The organism is Chthonomonas sp. (assembly GCA_016788115.1).
GTDB lineage: Bacteria > Armatimonadota > Fimbriimonadia > Fimbriimonadales > Fimbriimonadaceae > UBA2391.
Map to the genome: position 1 here is coordinate 92,506 of JAEURR010000003.1, position 16,343 is coordinate 108,848.

Consider the following 16,343-nt stretch of genomic DNA (forward strand, 5'->3'; position numbering starts at 1 on the left):
TCTTTTGAAAGAACTACTCTATCATACGCGAAGCAAGTTCCTTTGAATGGTCCTTTTGGCCAACCCAGTAAAAGAGCGGGTCCGTCTGCAGAGCCATCGACCCATTGCCCAGCACGCGACGGTGAGCTTCGTGGACACGTCGCCGAAGCCCCAAATCCTCGGGCCGCCGGGCTTTCAGCCATAAACCGTAGCATCGTAACAGCTCCACATTCACACCCCGCACCCCCGAGAACTGCTTCTCGTCGAAGTCCTGGGAAAGCGCGCGGAAGCGGTCCGCCAGCCCCAGCATCGCGATGTGCGGTGCACTCTGAAGTGACTCGAAGAACCCGAAGAGCGTGGCGTAAGCATTCGCCTGACCTCTGAATTGCACGAGGAGTGTGGGCGCACCCTCAGTGAAGATCCGCTCCGCTTCGGTAAGCGTCTGGCTTGCGGGCTCGAGCGCCCGCGCCACGCACAAGCAGCGGGACAAAATCGTCGTCAAGACCGCCCCCACGGCTTCGCTCGTGAGCACCAGTTTGACCCTGGGCTCAGGCTCTTCCAAGGTTTTCAACAGCGAGTTTGCCGCCGCAGAGTTCATCCGGTCCGCCGATTCGATGAACACGACTTTGTTGCGGGCGACCATCGGTGCCCGCATGATGAATTCAGCAAGCGGAGTTACATCCGAATCACGAGCACGCGGTCCGGAGATTTGCTCAAGCTTGATCAATCGACTCGGACCAAAAGGAGCCACATGCAACAGGTCCATCGAGCCGCCTGACAGCACTTGCCGACAAGACAAGCACTCGCCGCACGCCTTCCCTTCGACCGAGCTGGTGCAGGCCCATGCCATCGCTAGAGCCTCGGCGCACGCACCCGTGTCTCCACCTTCGGCGGAGTAGAACAGCACCGCATGCGCGGGGCTCCGACCAAGCCGCGCGATGAGCTCGCGATCAGAATCGTTCAAATCGCTCCACCGGCAGTATGAACACGACCGCGCCGCCCACTGGAACCTTGACAGGAGTGCTCAGAAAGGCCCCTGCTGGGCTCGCGTCGAATGGAGCCGCGTTCACCACTTGCTCCCGGGTCGAGCAGTTGCTGTTGATCACATCCAAGAGAGTCGCCTCGTCGGCCGCCTCGAAGCCGATCAGGAACGTAGTGTTCCCTTCCCGCAAGAATCCGCCCGTCGAGCCAATAATGGTGAATTTGAACCCTGCTCGGATCAGCTCGTCCGTCACTTTGGCCTTGTCCCGGTTGTGCACCACGCACACACACAGCTTCATGCCCTCATTCTACGCTGGATAGAGGAGCGTTTCCGCCCAGTCGGAATGAAAGGTGCCGGTCTCCGCACGCATCCGCTCGCGAATGTCCGAGATCGGTGTGAGGTCCTCAATCGCCTGCTTCACCCACAGTTGCCCCGCGAGGATGTCAATCGGCTCGCGATCCCACACGTACTCGTACGGGGCCGGACGCCACTGGAAGCTTCCGCCTGCCTGCCGGATGACTTCTTGGATGCAGGCAATGCCGCTAAGCACCGGCTCAAACGCGCTTCGATCGGTCACGTGAATAAAGACCCCTTCGCAGACCTCGTTGGCAAACTTGTGGAAAGTCGGCTGGAAAGTTACCGGTCGGTAGTGGACCCCGGGAAGCCCCAGCCCATTCAATGCGTCGGCGAGTTCCCGCCCACGCAGATAGCTCGCGCCGAAGATCTCGAACGGCCGCGTCGTGCCTCGTCCCTCGCTCAGCTGGGTACCTTCGATCAGGCACATGCCAGGGTACACCACTGCGGTATCGACAGTCGGCATGTTCGGAGATGGCATGACCCACGGCAACCCAGTCCGGTCGTAGTACTGACCGCGACTCCAGCCGAGACATGTGACTACGTCCAGTTCGACTCCGGCAAATTCCGTCCTCGCGAGATAGCGCGCCGCTTCACCCAGCGTCATGCCGTGACGCGTGGGGATCGGGTACAGGCCCACAAACGAATCCAGTTCGCGCGCCAGCATCGTCCCCTCCACTTGGGTGCCACCGATGGGATTGGGGCGATCGAGGATCACCACCGGTATGTCGTGCGCCCGACACGCCTTCAGACACAGCGCGGTGGTCCAAATGAACGTGTAGTAACGTGAACCGATGTCCGGCACATCGATGATCATTAGGTCGATTCCTTCGAGCATCGCCTCCGTAGGCTCGCGGTGTTCACCGTAGAGAGACACGAAATTCAGTCCGGTGACCGGGTCGATGTACCCCTCCCACTCGATCATGTTGTCCTGGGTGTGGCCCCAGATGCCGTGCTGCGGGCCGAACACGCGAGCAATCTCGAAGGTTCCGTTCTGGTGATGAGGAAGCAAATGGTCGAGAATGTGTCGATAGTCCGAGGCGATCGTCGCCTGGTTGCACACGACCCCCACTCGGTGCCCTGCCAAGGGCTCCATCCCATGTTCCAAGAGCCTGTCCAGGCCGGTCTGCACTTGCATTGCGAGAGCTTACACGCAAGCAGGTCCGGCGTGCGAAGCACGCCGGACCTGCACAGATCTCTGAAGCAGCAGAATTACTTCTTGCGGCGTCGGAGAACGACTGCGGCACCAAGAGCGAGAGCGCCCAGGGTTGCAGGCTCGGGAACGGTCTTTACGTGCTCAGCATCGTACCAACCTTCCGCCTTGTAGTTCCACTTCGTCAAGAAGCCAGAGCTGTTGTAGCCCGAAGAGAGCTCGACGACCGGGTGGAACCAGATGCCGATTTCGTTGCCGAAGTTTGCGCCGGTCCAGGGCGTGCTGCCCGGGTTGGCCGGAACGAAGTTGTTCACCTTCGCGCTCTTGATCTTGAAACCGATGGTCTTCGAACCGTTGGACTCGGTCTGATTCGTCAGGTCGAGGATGTCCGGAAGGTCCGAAGCGCGCTTGGACGACAGGATCTTGTCGCCGGGCACTGCCCACGAGCTGTTGCCGTTCTGACCGTTGTAGGCATAGGCCGTCAGGGTCGGAGTGGCGCCCGAAGCGTCCATGTAGAAAATTGCGAGTTCGCCAGCGTGACCCTTCGGGTTTGCGCCCGGGCTAACCACGACCCAATAGCCGTTGGTCATCTTGCCGCTCGGGTTATTGCTAAAGTTGGCGTACCACGAGAATTCGGTGCCCGTCGTCGTGGCGGTGACCGAGTTGATCTTTCCGCCAGCGTTGTTCTGCGGCGGGTTGTTTACGGTGACTGTTCGGAACGTAGCATTCGCACCGACCACCATGCCGGCAGCAGCGAAGACCACGAGTGCTTTGGTTTGCAACAAGTTCATTTGTATCCCCTTGAATTCCCACTTAACGGCACAGCGATGTGCCAAACATAGAATGGATTCAAAGCTAATGATATCCCAGGGGTACTTCTAAAAGGAAATCTGTACAGATCAAACCAGCATTTATGCCTGCGCATCCTCTTACCAGTACGTGGAATCTGTCATGGAATCGCATTCGCAAGCAGGTCCCCTGAATTCAATCGCCACCCGTTTGCCACGTCACCGAAGGGCATTGGCCGCTTCCCGGCGGGCTGAACATCGAGCAAGACCAGGCTGCCTGTCGCGAACCCAAGTCTCCACTCGCCGCCCTCCCGGACCACTGTGCCAATCGGCACAGATTCATCGGTTGCTCGCACGCGGATGAGTTTCAACGGTCCGTGCACGGTCATGAGCGTCGCCCCCGGTGCGGGTGAGAACGCTCGGAACTTCGCATACTCCTTCCGCACCGGATGGGCCACGCTCAGGACGCCCTCGGACTTCTCGATCTTAGGGGCCAGTGTCGCCATATCCGAGTTCTGCGGCTTCCGTGGGTAATCACCCGCTACGATGCGCGGCATCCATGCTGTCGCCATGTCCGCCGCCATCACCGCCAGCCGATCCTGCAGTTCGCCATAGGTTTCGTCCGAACCGATGGGGGTTCGGCAGATGTCGATGACGTCGCCGGTGTCCATGCCCCGATCCATCTGCATGAGCGAGACCCCGGTTTCGGACTCCTGATTGAACACAGCGCGCTGGATGGGTGCGGCGCCGCGGTACATGGGCAAGATCGACCCGTGCAAGTTGATCCCACCGCGCATAGCGCTCTCCAAAACATCGACAGACAGAATCTGCCCATAGGCGGCAACAAGCAAAGCGTCCGCCTCCAGACTCCGCAACTGCTCCACAACCTCCGGCGCACGGCAACGCTCGGGGCTTATCGCAGGTAGCTCTAGCTCCTGAGCGAGTTGCATGACCGGCGTGGGTTGCAGGCGCATGCCGCGACCGCTCGGACGGTCGGGCTGAGTGACCACCAGCGCAACGTGCTCCGCCATGGCACGAAGGGTCGGCAACGCGAAATGCGCGGTCCCGAAGTAAATAAGCTTCATTCGATGTCGAGGTCGTCGTCGCCACCCGGATGCGACCAGTGAAGCGTGGCGACGTCCACCTTGTCGATGAACAGCACCCCATCCAAGTGATCGACCTCGTGCTGGACGACACGGGCGGGTAGCCCTTCCATCTCGTACTCGACCGGTCGGCCCTTCCGATCGTACGCCTCGACGACCAGCTTCAGGCGTCGTTGTACATCGCCGTACAAGCCTGGAATGCTGAGGCACCCCTCCTGACCCACGATCTCGCCCTCCGATGAAGTGATGACCGGATTGACGAGCACGGTCGGCTTGACGCCTTCTGGAGCAATGACGATAATCCGCTTGCCAACGCCGATCTGCGGCGCAGCGAGCCCGATCCCGTTTGACATTTTCATGACCCGCAGCATCTCATCAATGGTCTTGCTGATCTTGTTCGTGACTTCCTGCACATCCTCCGCCTTCTGGCGCAGAACCGGGTGCGGAATCTTGACCACCGGCCGCTCCGCCGAGGTCACGTAGAGGTATTTGAACTCGTCCGGGACGACGATCTCCATAGTTAGCGATTATGGCAGGTAGAACGCCAGCGCCCGAATCACCTTGGATAGATCGCGCCGCGACTGTTCCAACCGCCAGCCCTGCTGAGCAAAGATTGCGGCGACTGCATCGTGCTGGCCGCGACCGATCTCCACGGCCACCCGTTTGCAGCCCGTCGCCGCCTCCGCGATCCGCTTGTAGAATCCAAGCGCGTCGTCACCCGCGAACAGCGCCTCGGCCGGTTCGTACTCGCTGACTTCGCGGGACAACTTTTCATGGACGCTGATGTAAGGGGGATTGGAGACGACCAGATCGAACGATCGCGCGGGAATTCCATCGTGCTCGATCCAGTGGACCGTCCCGAGAGTGTCATTCAAGCGCGCAATTTCCAGCGCCGCACGCGAAATGTCCACCCCAGTCACCGAGACGGGACGCTCCGCCGCCAGAGTTATCGCTATGCAACCCGAGCCTGTACCGAGATCGAGAACGCGCCCAACCCCGTGCAAATCGATCAGGTCTAACGCGAGCTCGACAAGAATCTCGGTCTCGTGCCGAGGGATCAGCACCCCAGGACCCACCCGGAAGCTCCGGCCGAAGAACTCGCGCGTGCCCAGGATGTACGCCAGCGGCTCGTGCCGCGCGCGTCGCTCCAGGAGTGGGTCTGCGGCGGGAGTTGGCGGCTCAAGATCGTGCGCGATCAGCCATGCCCGGTCCCCGCTGCGACCTTCGGCGAAGCACAGCAGCAATTCCGCCTCCAATCGAGCGGCTTCGAACCCCTGCCGTGCCAGACGATCCGCAGCTTGGGCAAGCCACTCCCGACGCGTCACTTGGGTTTTGCCGGGCTGAACTTGGGATCGTCGAAGTCGCCTTTGAGAGAGCCCAGGGGCTCAAGCGCCGCTCCGTCGGGCTTGATCGTATAGAGACCCCGCTGGCCGTCCTTTGACATGACGAAGACAATTCGGTTCCCATCGGGGCTCCAACTGAAGTCGGAGACCAAGCCGCGCGTGAGTTGCTGCGCCGACTTCAGACCTTCTCCATCGACCACCACCGAGAGCATCCCCGCAACCTCGAACTGGGACAGTTTGTTCACGCGGCCCGATTGAAAGAGGAGCGTCCCACCGGTCGGGTTGAACACGACTTGCCCGGCAGCGATCTCGTCGTCGGGGCTTACAAAGACGGGCATGGGCGTCACCGACTGCGCGTTCACGTCGAGCGTGAAGAGCGCGTTCCGGTAGGGAGGGACGAGTTCCCCATTCCGCTTCTGCGCCTCGGGTGCGTTGGCCGGGTCGAAGAATCGGAATCCACGTACGGTGTAGGCTAACAGCCCGTCCGAGTTGACGTCAAACTCAATCGAGTCGGCCGCGACGATTCCCTGTGGCCGCGGCAGGCTCACGTTCCCCTTAGCATCTTCGATCAGCTCAAGGGGCTGGTAGATCAGCGCCTCTCCCAAGTCGCGCCTGATCACCGCAAAGACGCCTTTGCGATCCTTACCGTACTTCGCCTCGCGGAACGACTGGCCCAAGTTCCGGTAGTAAGCATCGAACTGTCCTTGCGAACCGCCCTCTTCTCCGGTCGCGACCACCCCGGTGGTCGGAGGCAATACTTGGCGGGTCGTGCCCCCGCGCGGGTCGAACTCCAGCACAAAGCCGCCGGCGACGATAAGCCCTGTCGTGGGTGTCGAAACGTAACCCGGAGGCGAAAAGTTCAGCCGCGCCTTGCTGCGCGAGCCGACCGAGCGAACTTCCACGTTCCCTTTCGAGGGGTTCCAGCGCGCGATCTGGAAGACTCCCTTCTCCCGGTCGCTTGAGAAGAACAAACGATTTCCGTCCGGACTCCACGCGACGTCCTTATCGTTCACTCCATCGCGATAGCCGGGGTTATCGACCTTAGTCCCGTCGGGCTTGATCAGCACCGCCTTGGAACCGCTCGGAGTCATCTCGATGGCCGCGATCCAGCCAGCACTATCGACGGTGCCCAAATCTGGGTCCACGACGAACCCCTGATACCAGCGATAGAAGGCCATGAGGCCAGCGAGGGTGAAGAGTCCGGCAACTGTACGGGTAGCGACTTTCTTGGTCACGGGTTCAGTGATACCCGACGACTGGCTTACGCTTGGAACGGTGGAGGTTCAGCCCCCGGAGCTGTGGGGATCGCCGTGACTCGCGGAGTCCAAATGCGGGCATCGACGTTCTGTACATTCACCTTCTCCGGGCCTACGGACTCGGCACCGCCAGGCAACAAGTTCGCCGCCGCCAAGGACACGGCAATCCCGCCCTCGGGCGCGGCCTTTTGGAGGTGAGACGCGATGTCGATCACGTGCGCGAAGTTGATATTGTGCAGACCCTCGCCCTGCGGCACGACGGACCCATGGTGGATCCCCGCCCGCAACCGCATCGGCATGCCGATCTTGTTGCGGTACATGTTGAGCTCCGGCATTCCGCCCAGGATATTCCGCGCAGCGTGGAACGCCTGCCATGGTGAGTCAAAGGCAACGATCACGCCATCGCCCGCAGTCGAGTGAATTGAGCCGCCATGCTTCCGTGCAACCACCTCCACGAACCGGTGGTACTCGCCAAACGTAAACTCGACCGCCAGCGGGTCCGCTAACTCTTTCATCCGAGTGCTGCCCACCACGTCCAAGCTGAGGAACGAGATCGTCTGCTCATTGCTTCGCAGCTTGTCTTGGAGTTCCACCAGCTGAGCCAGTAGCTTGCGACGTTCGTCCGCTGGCTCTGCCAAACCATGGCGCGCACCGCGCCGGTTCCAAGCGTGAAAGGCGGCTTGGCCCACGACAAAGCCGATCGCGCCAAATGCAACGAGCAGTGTCGGGCTCTTACCGGAAATGTCCGGTTCCTTGCTGAGGAAATTGTGTAGTGCGTAGGCAAGCCCCATCCCCATGAACTGCACCGCCCCGAAGATGCCGCCCGCCAGTCGGGCGGTCTTGACGTCCTTTGCGATTGCCGCGTTATACGCCGCACCGAGCAAGCACAGCATCGCCAAGATCCCCAGGAAGCCCGATTGATCGGAGAGCGCCTTGCCTGCACCGACCAAGACTCCGCAACCGACCCCCAAGTACGCTGAGGTCACCAGCGACCGGACGGTGGGATCTAGGGACAGCGTGAACTTTTTGAACCGATCGATGAATGTGCGCTTACGCTTCTCGGTGGGTTGCGCCGAGATCATCGCAACGCGGACCACCTCTAGCGGTGCGCCGGTGGCTTCGGCTACCGCGGCGAGAGCCGCATCGTCCAGCTCGCCGCCCGCATCCTCACGCAGCTTGGTCGCAATGGCAATAAGCTCCCGGATGTCGTCCTGCATGGCAGGAGTCACCTGGGCATCGCTCTCGGATCCTAAAGTTCGGAGGTCGTTCATCGCGGGCCAGACCGTATTCTACTGAATGACGGCGAAGGCCCACATCGAAAGTCCCGACCTACGGACAAGTCGGAGGCAAAGGAGGAACGCTGGTGGTCGGAATCAGCTGCAGTGTGGGCAAGGTAATGTCCGACCCCGGGGCAAGAACTCCAAGACCCGCGCGGCATGTGGGCACGCTCATGCTGTAGGAACTCCCCGAGTAAAGGTAAGTCCCGAAGTAGGCCGTGGTGTTCACCGAAGATCGCACGATGTGCACGCTAGCGGCGGTGACATTGGTCTGGAATCCCACATAACCCTGGCTGTTCGACGTGTTCGAGCCGAGAACCGAGCCCGTGGCGCTGTAAAGGTCCACCCGCACACCTCCGATCGGCGTGCCGAAATCACTGTCCACCACACGGCCGCGCAGGATAACCGAATTCACTCCGCTCCCTCCAGCGGCGATGATGTTGAAGTCGGTGCCACCCCCGCCTCCTCCGCCACCACCCGAAGTGCCTCCGCCGCCACCACAACCGGTGACCGCGATGGCCGCGAGGCCGAACAAAACAGCGAGCGAGCGTCGATTCATGAGCAAGACCATAGCTTACTCAGCAGACGCATCAGTCGCGCGACCGACACGGTCCGATCGAAATGCGTTGGGCATGAGATCCGCGAACGAGTACCGCTCGAAATGACCGGTCGATCCCGCACACCAGATCACTGCCGCAGGCGAGATGAATTCCGCGATCACCTGCAAGCAGAGCCCGCAAGGGGTGCCTCCGTCTTCAGTCACGACGACCAATTCCATGATCTCCGTACAGCCTTGGGAAACCATCGTCATGATCGCAGAGCGTTCCGCGCAAATGGCCGCCCCATACGAGACGTTCTCCACGTTACAGCCCGTGTAGATCGTGCCGTTGGAACCGCGTAGCGCGCACCCTACCCGGTAACCCGAGTACGGCACGTACGCGTTATCGCGAACCACCACGGCAGCGTCAAAGAGGTCAGTTGGGATCATGTCAACACCGCGATCGTCACGCCCGCGCCCCCTTCGTTCGGCTCGGCTTCGCGAAAGCTCCGGACCCCACGATGGCGACGCAACGTTTCGTGCGTTATCTTGCGCAAGATACCCTCACCCTTGCCGTGCACGAGCCGAACGTTGGGCAGGCCTGCGAGAATGGAATCGTCAAGAAATCGGTCGAGCACCTCTTGGGCCTCCTCCGCGCGCATCTTGATCATCACCAATTCGATACTGGCCGATTGGACCTTCTTCAGTCCCAAGTTCTCGCGATAAACAGCTTTGGGAACTGCCACCTCGGCATCCGCGCGTTCGACTTGCGAGGCGGGGAAGCTCATCTTGATCATCCCCATCTGCACCTGCACCTTACCATCGCGAGGTTCGGCCAGCACGGTGCCGACTTGCGTGTGCCCGGTGATCTTCACGCGGTCGCCCTTGTGCACTTCGGCGGCTGCTTTCTCAAGCATCGGTTCCGGCTTGAGCCCCTTCGCGCTCGATCCACCCCGTTCCTGGAGCCGCTTCAACTTCGAGCGAGCCTGATCAAAAGCCTCGGGCCGACGGTCTTTCTTGAGCGTCTCGAAGATCTCGTTCGCCTCCAGTCGCAGCTCTCGCAATGTGTCTTCGATCGTCTCGGCCGCATGGGCTCTCGCCTTTGCTTTGGCTTCCTTTGCCTCGGCCAGCTTTCGCTCCGCCTCGGCTTCGACTTGCTTCAGCCGATGCGCAATCTTGTCGTACTGCCCTTGAGCACGCTGGGCCTGCTTCTGCGCCTCCTCGAGCCTCTCAAGCATTGCCGACACTTCTTGATGCTGAGTCCCCGCAGTATCCCGCGCTCTATCCAGCACTGCCTTGGGGAGGCCGTACCGCTCGGCGATGCGCAAGGCGTGGCTCGCCCCGGGTGCCCCCATGATGAGCCGATAGCTCGGGCGCAGTGATTTGAGGTCGAATTCCATCGCCGCGTTCACAAAGCCCGGCGTGTTGTACGCAAAGATCTTGAGCTCGCCATAGTGTGTGCTCGCCATGACCTTACCGCCGGATTCCTGGATGCTTAGCAGGATCGCTTTGGCCAGCGCTGAGCCCTCCGCGGGGTCCGTTCCTGCGCCCACTTCGTCGAGCAGCACCAGCCCGCCCGGCACCAACTGCTGCAACGCGTTCGCGATATTGCGGATGTGGCCGCTGAAGGTCGAGAGCGATTGCTGCAAGCTCTGCTCGTCCCCAATGTCCGCCCACACCTGGGTAAACGGTCCCAAGTCCACCTCGCGGGCGGGGAGCATCATGCCGCATTGCGCCATGAGCACGAAGAGTCCCACCGTCTTGATGCTCACCGTCTTGCCTCCGGTGTTCGGCCCGGTGATCAGCAAGCCGTCGTGCCCGTCGCAAAGGTGGATGAACAGCGGCACAGCGATGGACGGATCAAGCAGCGGGTGCCGCCCCTCGACGATCCGCAAGTGGTGACCGCCCGTGATCTTGGGAATACACCCATTCACTGCGTGCCCGTACCGGGCCTTTGCGAAGATGAAATCGATCTCGCCGCACTTGTGCACGCCGTGGGCAATGGCATCGCCGTCTGCCCCGACTCGACTTGAAAGCTCGTCCAGAATTCGCGCGATCTCCGCCTTTTCTGCACCTTCGGCCTGACGCAACGCGTTGCCGAGTTGAACCACATCGTCAGGCTCGATATAGACGGTGTGGCCGCTCGCGCTTGAATCGTGCACGATGCCGCGGACCTTAGCCCGGTGCTCACTCTTGACCGGTACAACGTAGCGCCCCTCACGTGTGGTGTAAACCGCGTCACTGAGCCACTCTCGGGTCTTGCCGCTTACGTAACTCTGAATCCGATCAAGCATCCGACTCGCGGCTTGCTTCTTCGCTTGCCGGGCTTTCGCCAAAGCCGGGGACGCCTCATCGCGCACTTCTCCGTCGCCATCCAAGGACTCGATGAGGCGAGCCTCGGTCTTGGGGGCCTCGGGGAGTTCCTCAACCATAGCGCACAACCTCGGCAACCCGTCCGACTTCCCCCGTAACACGGTCCGCAGGCTGCGCATGACCCCCAAGGACACGCCGATCCGATACAAACTCACGCCATCCAGCGTTCCGCCCTTGGCGGCACGGCGGGCCGCTTCCCGCACATCTCGCAACCCACCGAGGGACGGGACCGAGTCCGTGTCCATAAGCTGCGACGCCTCGTCCGTCTCGGCGATCAACTCTTCGATCCCCTTAGGATTGAAGAGCGGCGTGACCCGCTCTGCCAGTTCGTGCCCCATCTCGGTCTCGCAGTGTTCCGCCACGCGCGAACGCACGAGGTCGAATTCGAGAACCCGATAGGCGTGCGGGAGGGGGTCGGTGGACATGGCGATTAGATCTGGTCGAGCAGGCTCATCATCTCAACCAGAGCGCCAGCGGCTTCCCGACCTTTGTGACCGAGCTTCATGCCGGTTCGCTCTAGCGCCTGCTCTTGATTCTCGGGGGTTAAGATCCCCCAGGTAATGGGCCGGCCGCTGCTCGTCTGCAGGTTCATGAGCGCGCCACTCACATCGCCCGCTAGGAGTGCCGCGTGCGTCGTGGCCCCCTGCAAAATGCAACCCAGGGCGACGACGCCGTGGCATTCGCGCCTCTCAATGAGCGCCTTTGCGACGGGCGGAATCTCCCATGTGCCAGGGACTTGTACCAAAACCACTTCCGGATCGCCGTGCGCGCGCAACGTCTCCAAAGCCCCCTCAAGGAGTTCCTTGGTGACCAACTCGTTCCAGCGGCTGACCACAACGCCCACGCGCTTGCCTGCCGCGCTCATTTGCGCTTCAATGCGTACCATCCTCTCTTAGTATGGCGTGCTGAAGGGCCAAACTCGAACGAGAGTGCGCTACCGACCGCCAAGACCGCTGAGCGTCACCCCTTCGATCAAGTACTTTTGGGCGAAGAAGAACAACAGGATAACCGGCAGCACGGACATCGTCGTAGCGGCCATCAGGAGCGCAGGCTCCCCACCCCGGCTGCTGCTGTACAACTGCAGCCCGTAAGCAATCGGCATCCTGTCGGGCGAGCTGATGTAGATCAGCGGTCCCATGAAGTTGTTCCAAGTGCCCAGCGTGGTCATGACCGAAATGGCTGCAAGCGCAGGTTTGATCTGCGGGACCATGATCTGCCACAGCGTCGTAAGGTAAGTACAGCCGTCCACTTTGGCCGCATCCTCAAGCTCCATGGGGATTTGCGCAATGAACTGACGCAACAGGAAAACGTTGAACGCCCCCGCAAAGAACGCGGGCACCCAGAGCGGATAGAGCGTGTCGATCCACCCGATGCTTCTGTAGATGAGGAACTGGGGCAGCATGGTGACCGCTCCCGGCAGCATCATCGTACTAAGCATTACACCAAAGAGGAAGTTCTTTCCGTAGAACCGCAGACGAGCAAAGGCGTACGCCACCATCGTGCTGCTCACGAGAACACCAAGAACGGTCAGCACGACTAGGATCAGCGTGTTCTTCAGGTACAGCAGGCCCTTCGCGGTGTCGGGAGGAAGAAAGTCGAGCGCATCGGGGTAGTTCTGCCACCGCAGCCCTGGCTCGCGGACGTCCTTGATCTCCGAAGCAACGCCCACCAGTTCCTGCCCTTTCATCGAGGCAGGGGATGTGATCTGCATGCGCCGGCGACCGTCTTCGAACTCCTCGGTCACGAATCCGGTCACGGGAGTGCCCTGCACGGTGCTGGTCACCATCGGCACTTGCTTCGGAATCTCTTTGAGCGAGGACCGATCGACGATGCTTGTTTGCCCCCTCATGGCCATGGGCTTGTTGATATCGATCTTCACCCGCCCGGGCGCGACGGTCTCCATGATCGCGGCTTGCACGGTCTGACCGTCGATCTTGGTTTCGAAGAGCGGACTCTTCGGATCCATGTAGTCCATCTGCCGAGTCACCAAAGGCTGCCACCGGAGCGCATCGGCCTGTGCGATGTCCTTGTCTTCTTTGAAACTGCTCAGGAGTAGCCAGGCAAATGGGATTCCGAAGATAATGGACCCGACCACCAGGGCCGCCACGGTGAGCACATTCTTGGTGATGCCGCGAGTCGCCGTGCGCTTGCTCGTCCAAGCCATGGCGGCTGCGGCGGCTATGGCCAAGCCGATCGAACAGGCAACGAATGATGCGGACATCGGGATCGCGCCGCGGAAGTAGGTCGCTTGCTCGCCGCTCTTGGAGAATTGCCACACTCCTATCACACCCGCGACCAACCAAAGCCCTGCTGCCGTCAGCTTCTTTGAGCGCTCCGCGGCGGTGATCGCTGTCGTGGATTGCACAAGCCGAGCAATGATAAAGAAGACCGAAACCAGCGCAAGCCAGCCTGACCAAGGCATGAGCACCCAGGCAATCGGCAGGTGGATTCCAGACGGAGCCTCTCGACCCAAAGGCAGTTGAACCACCTGGGAGACAAGCAAGAGCGCTCCGCCCACCACGCCGTTCATGATCACCCCGCGTTGGGCCGTCTCCGGCGAATAACCGATTGGGCGGAAGACCATCCGCATCAAGTGGGCAATGGCAAGGAAGACTAGGACAAACCCAAACCAAGTCGCCAGCGTCCCCAGAACATAAAACAGACCCGGATTCATTTCAACCCCTCGTAGTGGACCCAGCGTCTGCTAAGCCAGAACTGCAGTGCAGTGATGAGCATGATGATCGCGAAGATCGCCCAAGCGAGCGCACTGGCGTAACCCATCTTGAACGCCCTGAACCCCGAATTGAACAAGAGATACACCGGTGTAAGGAGTGAGTCGGACGGTCCTGCGCTCGTTCCTCCAGTGATGATGTACGCCGTGTCGAACTGTTGAAGCGCACCAATGAATCCCATCACCGTGTTGAAGAAGATAAGCGGCGAAAGCTGAGGAATCGTAATGTTCCAAAACTGCTGCTTCGGCGTGGCGCCGTCGATCGACGCGGCCTCATACAGGGTCGTGGGGATCCCCTTCAGGCCCGCAAGCCAAAGGATCATGCCACCGCCTGCTCCCCAAAGTCCCATCAAGATGAGCGATGGCTTGGTCCACTCTGCCACGCTCAAGAACCCAGGAGGCGCGACCCCGAACCAGGTCGTGATCGAGTTCGTCCACGCTCCGGCGATCAGACCACGTTTCGGGTCTGCGTTGAGGATGAAGATCCAGAGCACCACCGTGGCAACGGCGGGAACGATGCTGGGCATATAAAACAGCGTGCGGTAGTACTTCATCCCGCGAACCGCAGAGTTCAGCAACAACGCGATGGCCAGCCCCGTGATGATCCCCAGCGGGACGCCGACGCCGCCCAGGTAGATGACGTTCATGAACGCCTTGGTTAGGAGTTCCTGCTTGTCCTCCCGCATCACTTGGTAGTTCTGCAGCCCAACCCAGTGGGCATCGCTCAGGACGTTGTACTGCGTAAAGCTGAAGAACAGCGAGGCCAACATGGGACCGAGCGTCAGCCCCAGGAAGCCTACGAGCCACGGAGCGATCAAGATGAATCCCCACCTTGATTCGTGGCGCGCAAGCGGACCGTAGCCCTGGGCCTTGTACCGAGCGACGAAGATCGCCAGTCCCACGACCGCACCGAACACACCGATCCACGCTGGGATCGCCATGCTCACCTTGGGGTAATTGTCCTTGGCGTAGACCTCATCGAGATCGCGCTGAACGACGCTCTGGGCAATTTCGAGTGCTTCCTCGGGAGTCCTCTGCTTCAGAGCGGCAAATTCCATGGCTCGGACCTGCTCATCCCACAGCGTTTGGCCGACGGGAGTAGCCGGTCTGATCCTGGCGTAAGGCATCATCTCCACGTGGGTGCGCATCGCTTGCAAGAAGTTCGGCCCTTTGGGAGCGAACTCGGTGAGGTTCGCCACGTTCTGTTCGATCCGTGCCCGAATCCGGGGAACCCAGACCCGCCCGCGGCGCCTCTCCCAGTCGCCCTGCGCGCGTAAGTCGATGCGGTACGCCTCCAAGCTCGACATGAACTTGATGTACTGCCACGCACCTTCGGCATTGCGAGCACCGCGCGGAATCGCCATCGAGAAACCGCCCACCCAGGTGATGAACTTGTCTTTCTCGCCCGCGTAGCGACCCACGCCCTTGTAGCGGTCGTCGGGAATGGGGGCGGGGGCGGTTGCAAAGTCGAGGTCCGGCCCGTACTTTGCCAAACCGCTGATGATCCAGTCTCCATCGACCTTCATGGCGATACGTCCAGTGATGAACGGGTCGTCGGGCCCTCCACGCAGCGTCGATTGGAACTTCTGCGCCTCGGCATAGCCCCCGAGTTGGTCGTAGCCATCCACCATAAACTGGAGCGCCTCGCGCGTCTCTGGCGAGTTCATGGTACAGGTGCGACCGTCCGGGCTTATCCACGAAGCGTTCGTCTGGAAACTGAAGAGGTAGAGCCAAGTGTTGCCGTAGTTCGGCACCCAACCCGCTCGTTCAAGTTCTCCATTGGGGCCAAACTTGGTCAAGACCTTGCCGTAGGCCAGAACTTCGCTCCAGGTGCGAGGAGGTCGGGTCGGATCGAGACCTGCCTTGCGCAGTGCATCTGCGTTCTCGGCAAAGACCCGCTTGTTGTAGTACAGGACTCGGTCGTCCGCCTCGGTTGGGATCCCGTAGACCTTCCCCTCGTAGGTCGCCTCGTTCCAAGGCGCGGGATAGTACTTGTCGGGGGTGGGCGTGCGCGGATCGATCTTCGCATCGCGAGCGATAAAGTCATCGAGCGGCATGAACGCGTTGCGGCTCGCCCAATCCGAAATGGTAAACCGATCTTGCCGAATCGCGTCGGGCGGCACATTGCCCACGATGGCAGTCATGAGCTTTTGGGGGTTCATTTCGCCCGCACCCATGCTCAAAACCTTAACTCGGTACTGAGGGTATTCGGCCTCGAAGGCCTTCAACCGTGCCTCAAAGCCTTTCGAATCGGGACCGAGTGACTCGCCCCAGACAATAATGTCCTGTTTCTGCACCTCGGCATGCGCCCGTAGAGGCACCAAGCACGCCAGCGCGCTCAAGAGCAGACCGAATAGAACACGACACCGGCGTCCGTTCATTTGGTTGCATTCTACATCTTTCGCAGCGATTTGTCGAACCTAGAATTCGTATTCACCGGATTTTGATCCACAAAGACAAACGCCC

At 60.7% G+C, this 16,343-nt stretch carries 15 protein-coding genes; all 15 read right to left on the minus strand.

All coding sequences use genetic code 11. The annotated features are described in order from the left end of the window. Positions 1-13 precede the first annotated feature (13 nt). Positions 14-943, minus strand: coding sequence for a hypothetical protein (locus JNM85_00670; protein MBL8086564.1), 930 nt, complete (start codon positions 941-943; stop codon positions 14-16). Then, positions 930-1,259 carry a cyclic-di-AMP receptor gene (locus JNM85_00675; protein MBL8086565.1) on the minus strand — a complete coding sequence of 110 codons (330 nt, stop codon included), beginning with the start codon at positions 1,257-1,259 and terminating at the stop codon, positions 930-932. Before JNM85_00675 ends, JNM85_00670 begins: the two co-directional genes overlap by 14 nt. Positions 1,260-1,268: 9 nt before the next feature. Further along, entirely contained in the window at positions 1,269-2,453 is a 1,185-nt protein-coding gene (locus JNM85_00680) for a DUF1343 domain-containing protein (GenBank protein ID MBL8086566.1), read from the minus strand. 74 nt (positions 2,454-2,527) lie between these two features. Then, positions 2,528-3,259, minus strand: a complete 732-nt coding sequence (locus tag JNM85_00685) for a PEP-CTERM sorting domain-containing protein (protein MBL8086567.1) — start codon at positions 3,257-3,259, stop codon at positions 2,528-2,530. Between the two features lie 158 nt (positions 3,260-3,417). Next, positions 3,418-4,341, minus strand: coding sequence for a methionyl-tRNA formyltransferase (locus JNM85_00690; GenBank protein MBL8086568.1), 924 nt, complete (start codon positions 4,339-4,341; stop codon positions 3,418-3,420). Next, positions 4,338-4,877, minus strand: coding sequence for a peptide deformylase (gene def, locus JNM85_00695; protein ID MBL8086569.1), 540 nt, complete (start codon positions 4,875-4,877; stop codon positions 4,338-4,340). The genes JNM85_00690 and def overlap by 4 nt, the downstream gene beginning before the upstream one ends. 9 nt (positions 4,878-4,886) lie before the next feature. Then, positions 4,887-5,684 (minus strand): peptide chain release factor N(5)-glutamine methyltransferase, encoded by a 798-nt coding sequence (gene prmC, locus JNM85_00700; protein MBL8086570.1) that lies wholly within the window; start codon positions 5,682-5,684, stop codon positions 4,887-4,889. Further along, on the minus strand, positions 5,681-6,937 hold the full coding sequence (locus tag JNM85_00705; protein ID MBL8086571.1) for a PD40 domain-containing protein: 1,257 nt from the start codon (positions 6,935-6,937) through the stop codon (positions 5,681-5,683). The genes prmC and JNM85_00705 overlap by 4 nt, the downstream gene beginning before the upstream one ends. Positions 6,938-6,963: 26 nt before the next feature. Beyond that, positions 6,964-8,229 (minus strand): adenylate/guanylate cyclase domain-containing protein, encoded by a 1,266-nt coding sequence (locus JNM85_00710; GenBank protein MBL8086572.1) that lies wholly within the window; start codon positions 8,227-8,229, stop codon positions 6,964-6,966. 58 nt (positions 8,230-8,287) lie between these two features. Continuing rightward, a complete protein-coding gene (locus tag JNM85_00715) occupies positions 8,288-8,794 on the minus strand; it encodes a hypothetical protein (protein ID MBL8086573.1) in 507 nt (168 codons plus the stop codon). A 15-nt stretch (positions 8,795-8,809) separates the two neighbouring features. Then, entirely contained in the window at positions 8,810-9,223 is a 414-nt protein-coding gene (gene cdd / locus JNM85_00720) for a cytidine deaminase (protein MBL8086574.1), read from the minus strand. Then, complete coding sequence (locus JNM85_00725) at positions 9,220-11,571, minus strand: endonuclease MutS2 (GenBank protein MBL8086575.1); 2,352 nt, start codon at positions 11,569-11,571, stop codon at positions 9,220-9,222. Before JNM85_00725 ends, cdd begins: the two co-directional genes overlap by 4 nt. A gap of 5 nt (positions 11,572-11,576) precedes the next feature. Continuing rightward, on the minus strand, positions 11,577-12,032 hold the full coding sequence (locus JNM85_00730; protein ID MBL8086576.1) for a 6,7-dimethyl-8-ribityllumazine synthase: 456 nt from the start codon (positions 12,030-12,032) through the stop codon (positions 11,577-11,579). 48 nt (positions 12,033-12,080) lie between these two features. Beyond that, positions 12,081-13,820 (minus strand): carbohydrate ABC transporter permease, encoded by a 1,740-nt coding sequence (locus JNM85_00735; GenBank protein MBL8086577.1) that lies wholly within the window; start codon positions 13,818-13,820, stop codon positions 12,081-12,083. Further along, positions 13,817-16,258 carry an extracellular solute-binding protein gene (locus tag JNM85_00740; protein ID MBL8086578.1) on the minus strand — a complete coding sequence of 814 codons (2,442 nt, stop codon included), beginning with the start codon at positions 16,256-16,258 and terminating at the stop codon, positions 13,817-13,819. Before JNM85_00740 ends, JNM85_00735 begins: the two co-directional genes overlap by 4 nt. Positions 16,259-16,343 lie beyond the last annotated feature (85 nt).

What these genes read in the sequence shown, in the direction of transcription:
- JNM85_00675 (MBL8086565.1), bottom strand. Translation starts at nt 1,259, where the DNA reads ATGAAGCTGTGTGTGTGCGTGGTGCACAACCGGGACAAGGCCAAAGTG.
- JNM85_00680 (MBL8086566.1), bottom strand. Translation starts at nt 2,453, where the DNA reads ATGCAAGTGCAGACCGGCCTGGACAGGCTCTTGGAACATGGGATGGAG.
- JNM85_00685 (MBL8086567.1), bottom strand. Translation starts at nt 3,259, where the DNA reads ATGAACTTGTTGCAAACCAAAGCACTCGTGGTCTTCGCTGCTGCCGGC.
- JNM85_00690 (MBL8086568.1), bottom strand. Translation starts at nt 4,341, where the DNA reads ATGAAGCTTATTTACTTCGGGACCGCGCATTTCGCGTTGCCGACCCTT.
- def (MBL8086569.1), bottom strand. Translation starts at nt 4,877, where the DNA reads ATGGAGATCGTCGTCCCGGACGAGTTCAAATACCTCTACGTGACCTCG.
- JNM85_00710 (MBL8086572.1), bottom strand. Translation starts at nt 8,229, where the DNA reads ATGAACGACCTCCGAACTTTAGGATCCGAGAGCGATGCCCAGGTGACT.
- JNM85_00715 (MBL8086573.1), bottom strand. Translation starts at nt 8,794, where the DNA reads ATGAATCGACGCTCGCTCGCTGTTTTGTTCGGCCTCGCGGCCATCGCG.
- cdd (MBL8086574.1), bottom strand. Translation starts at nt 9,223, where the DNA reads ATGATCCCAACTGACCTCTTTGACGCTGCCGTGGTGGTTCGCGATAAC.
- JNM85_00725 (MBL8086575.1), bottom strand. Translation starts at nt 11,571, where the DNA reads ATGTCCACCGACCCCCTCCCGCACGCCTATCGGGTTCTCGAATTCGAC.
- JNM85_00730 (MBL8086576.1), bottom strand. Translation starts at nt 12,032, where the DNA reads ATGGTACGCATTGAAGCGCAAATGAGCGCGGCAGGCAAGCGCGTGGGC.
- JNM85_00735 (MBL8086577.1), bottom strand. Translation starts at nt 13,820, where the DNA reads ATGAATCCGGGTCTGTTTTATGTTCTGGGGACGCTGGCGACTTGGTTT.
- JNM85_00740 (MBL8086578.1), bottom strand. Translation starts at nt 16,258, where the DNA reads ATGAACGGACGCCGGTGTCGTGTTCTATTCGGTCTGCTCTTGAGCGCG.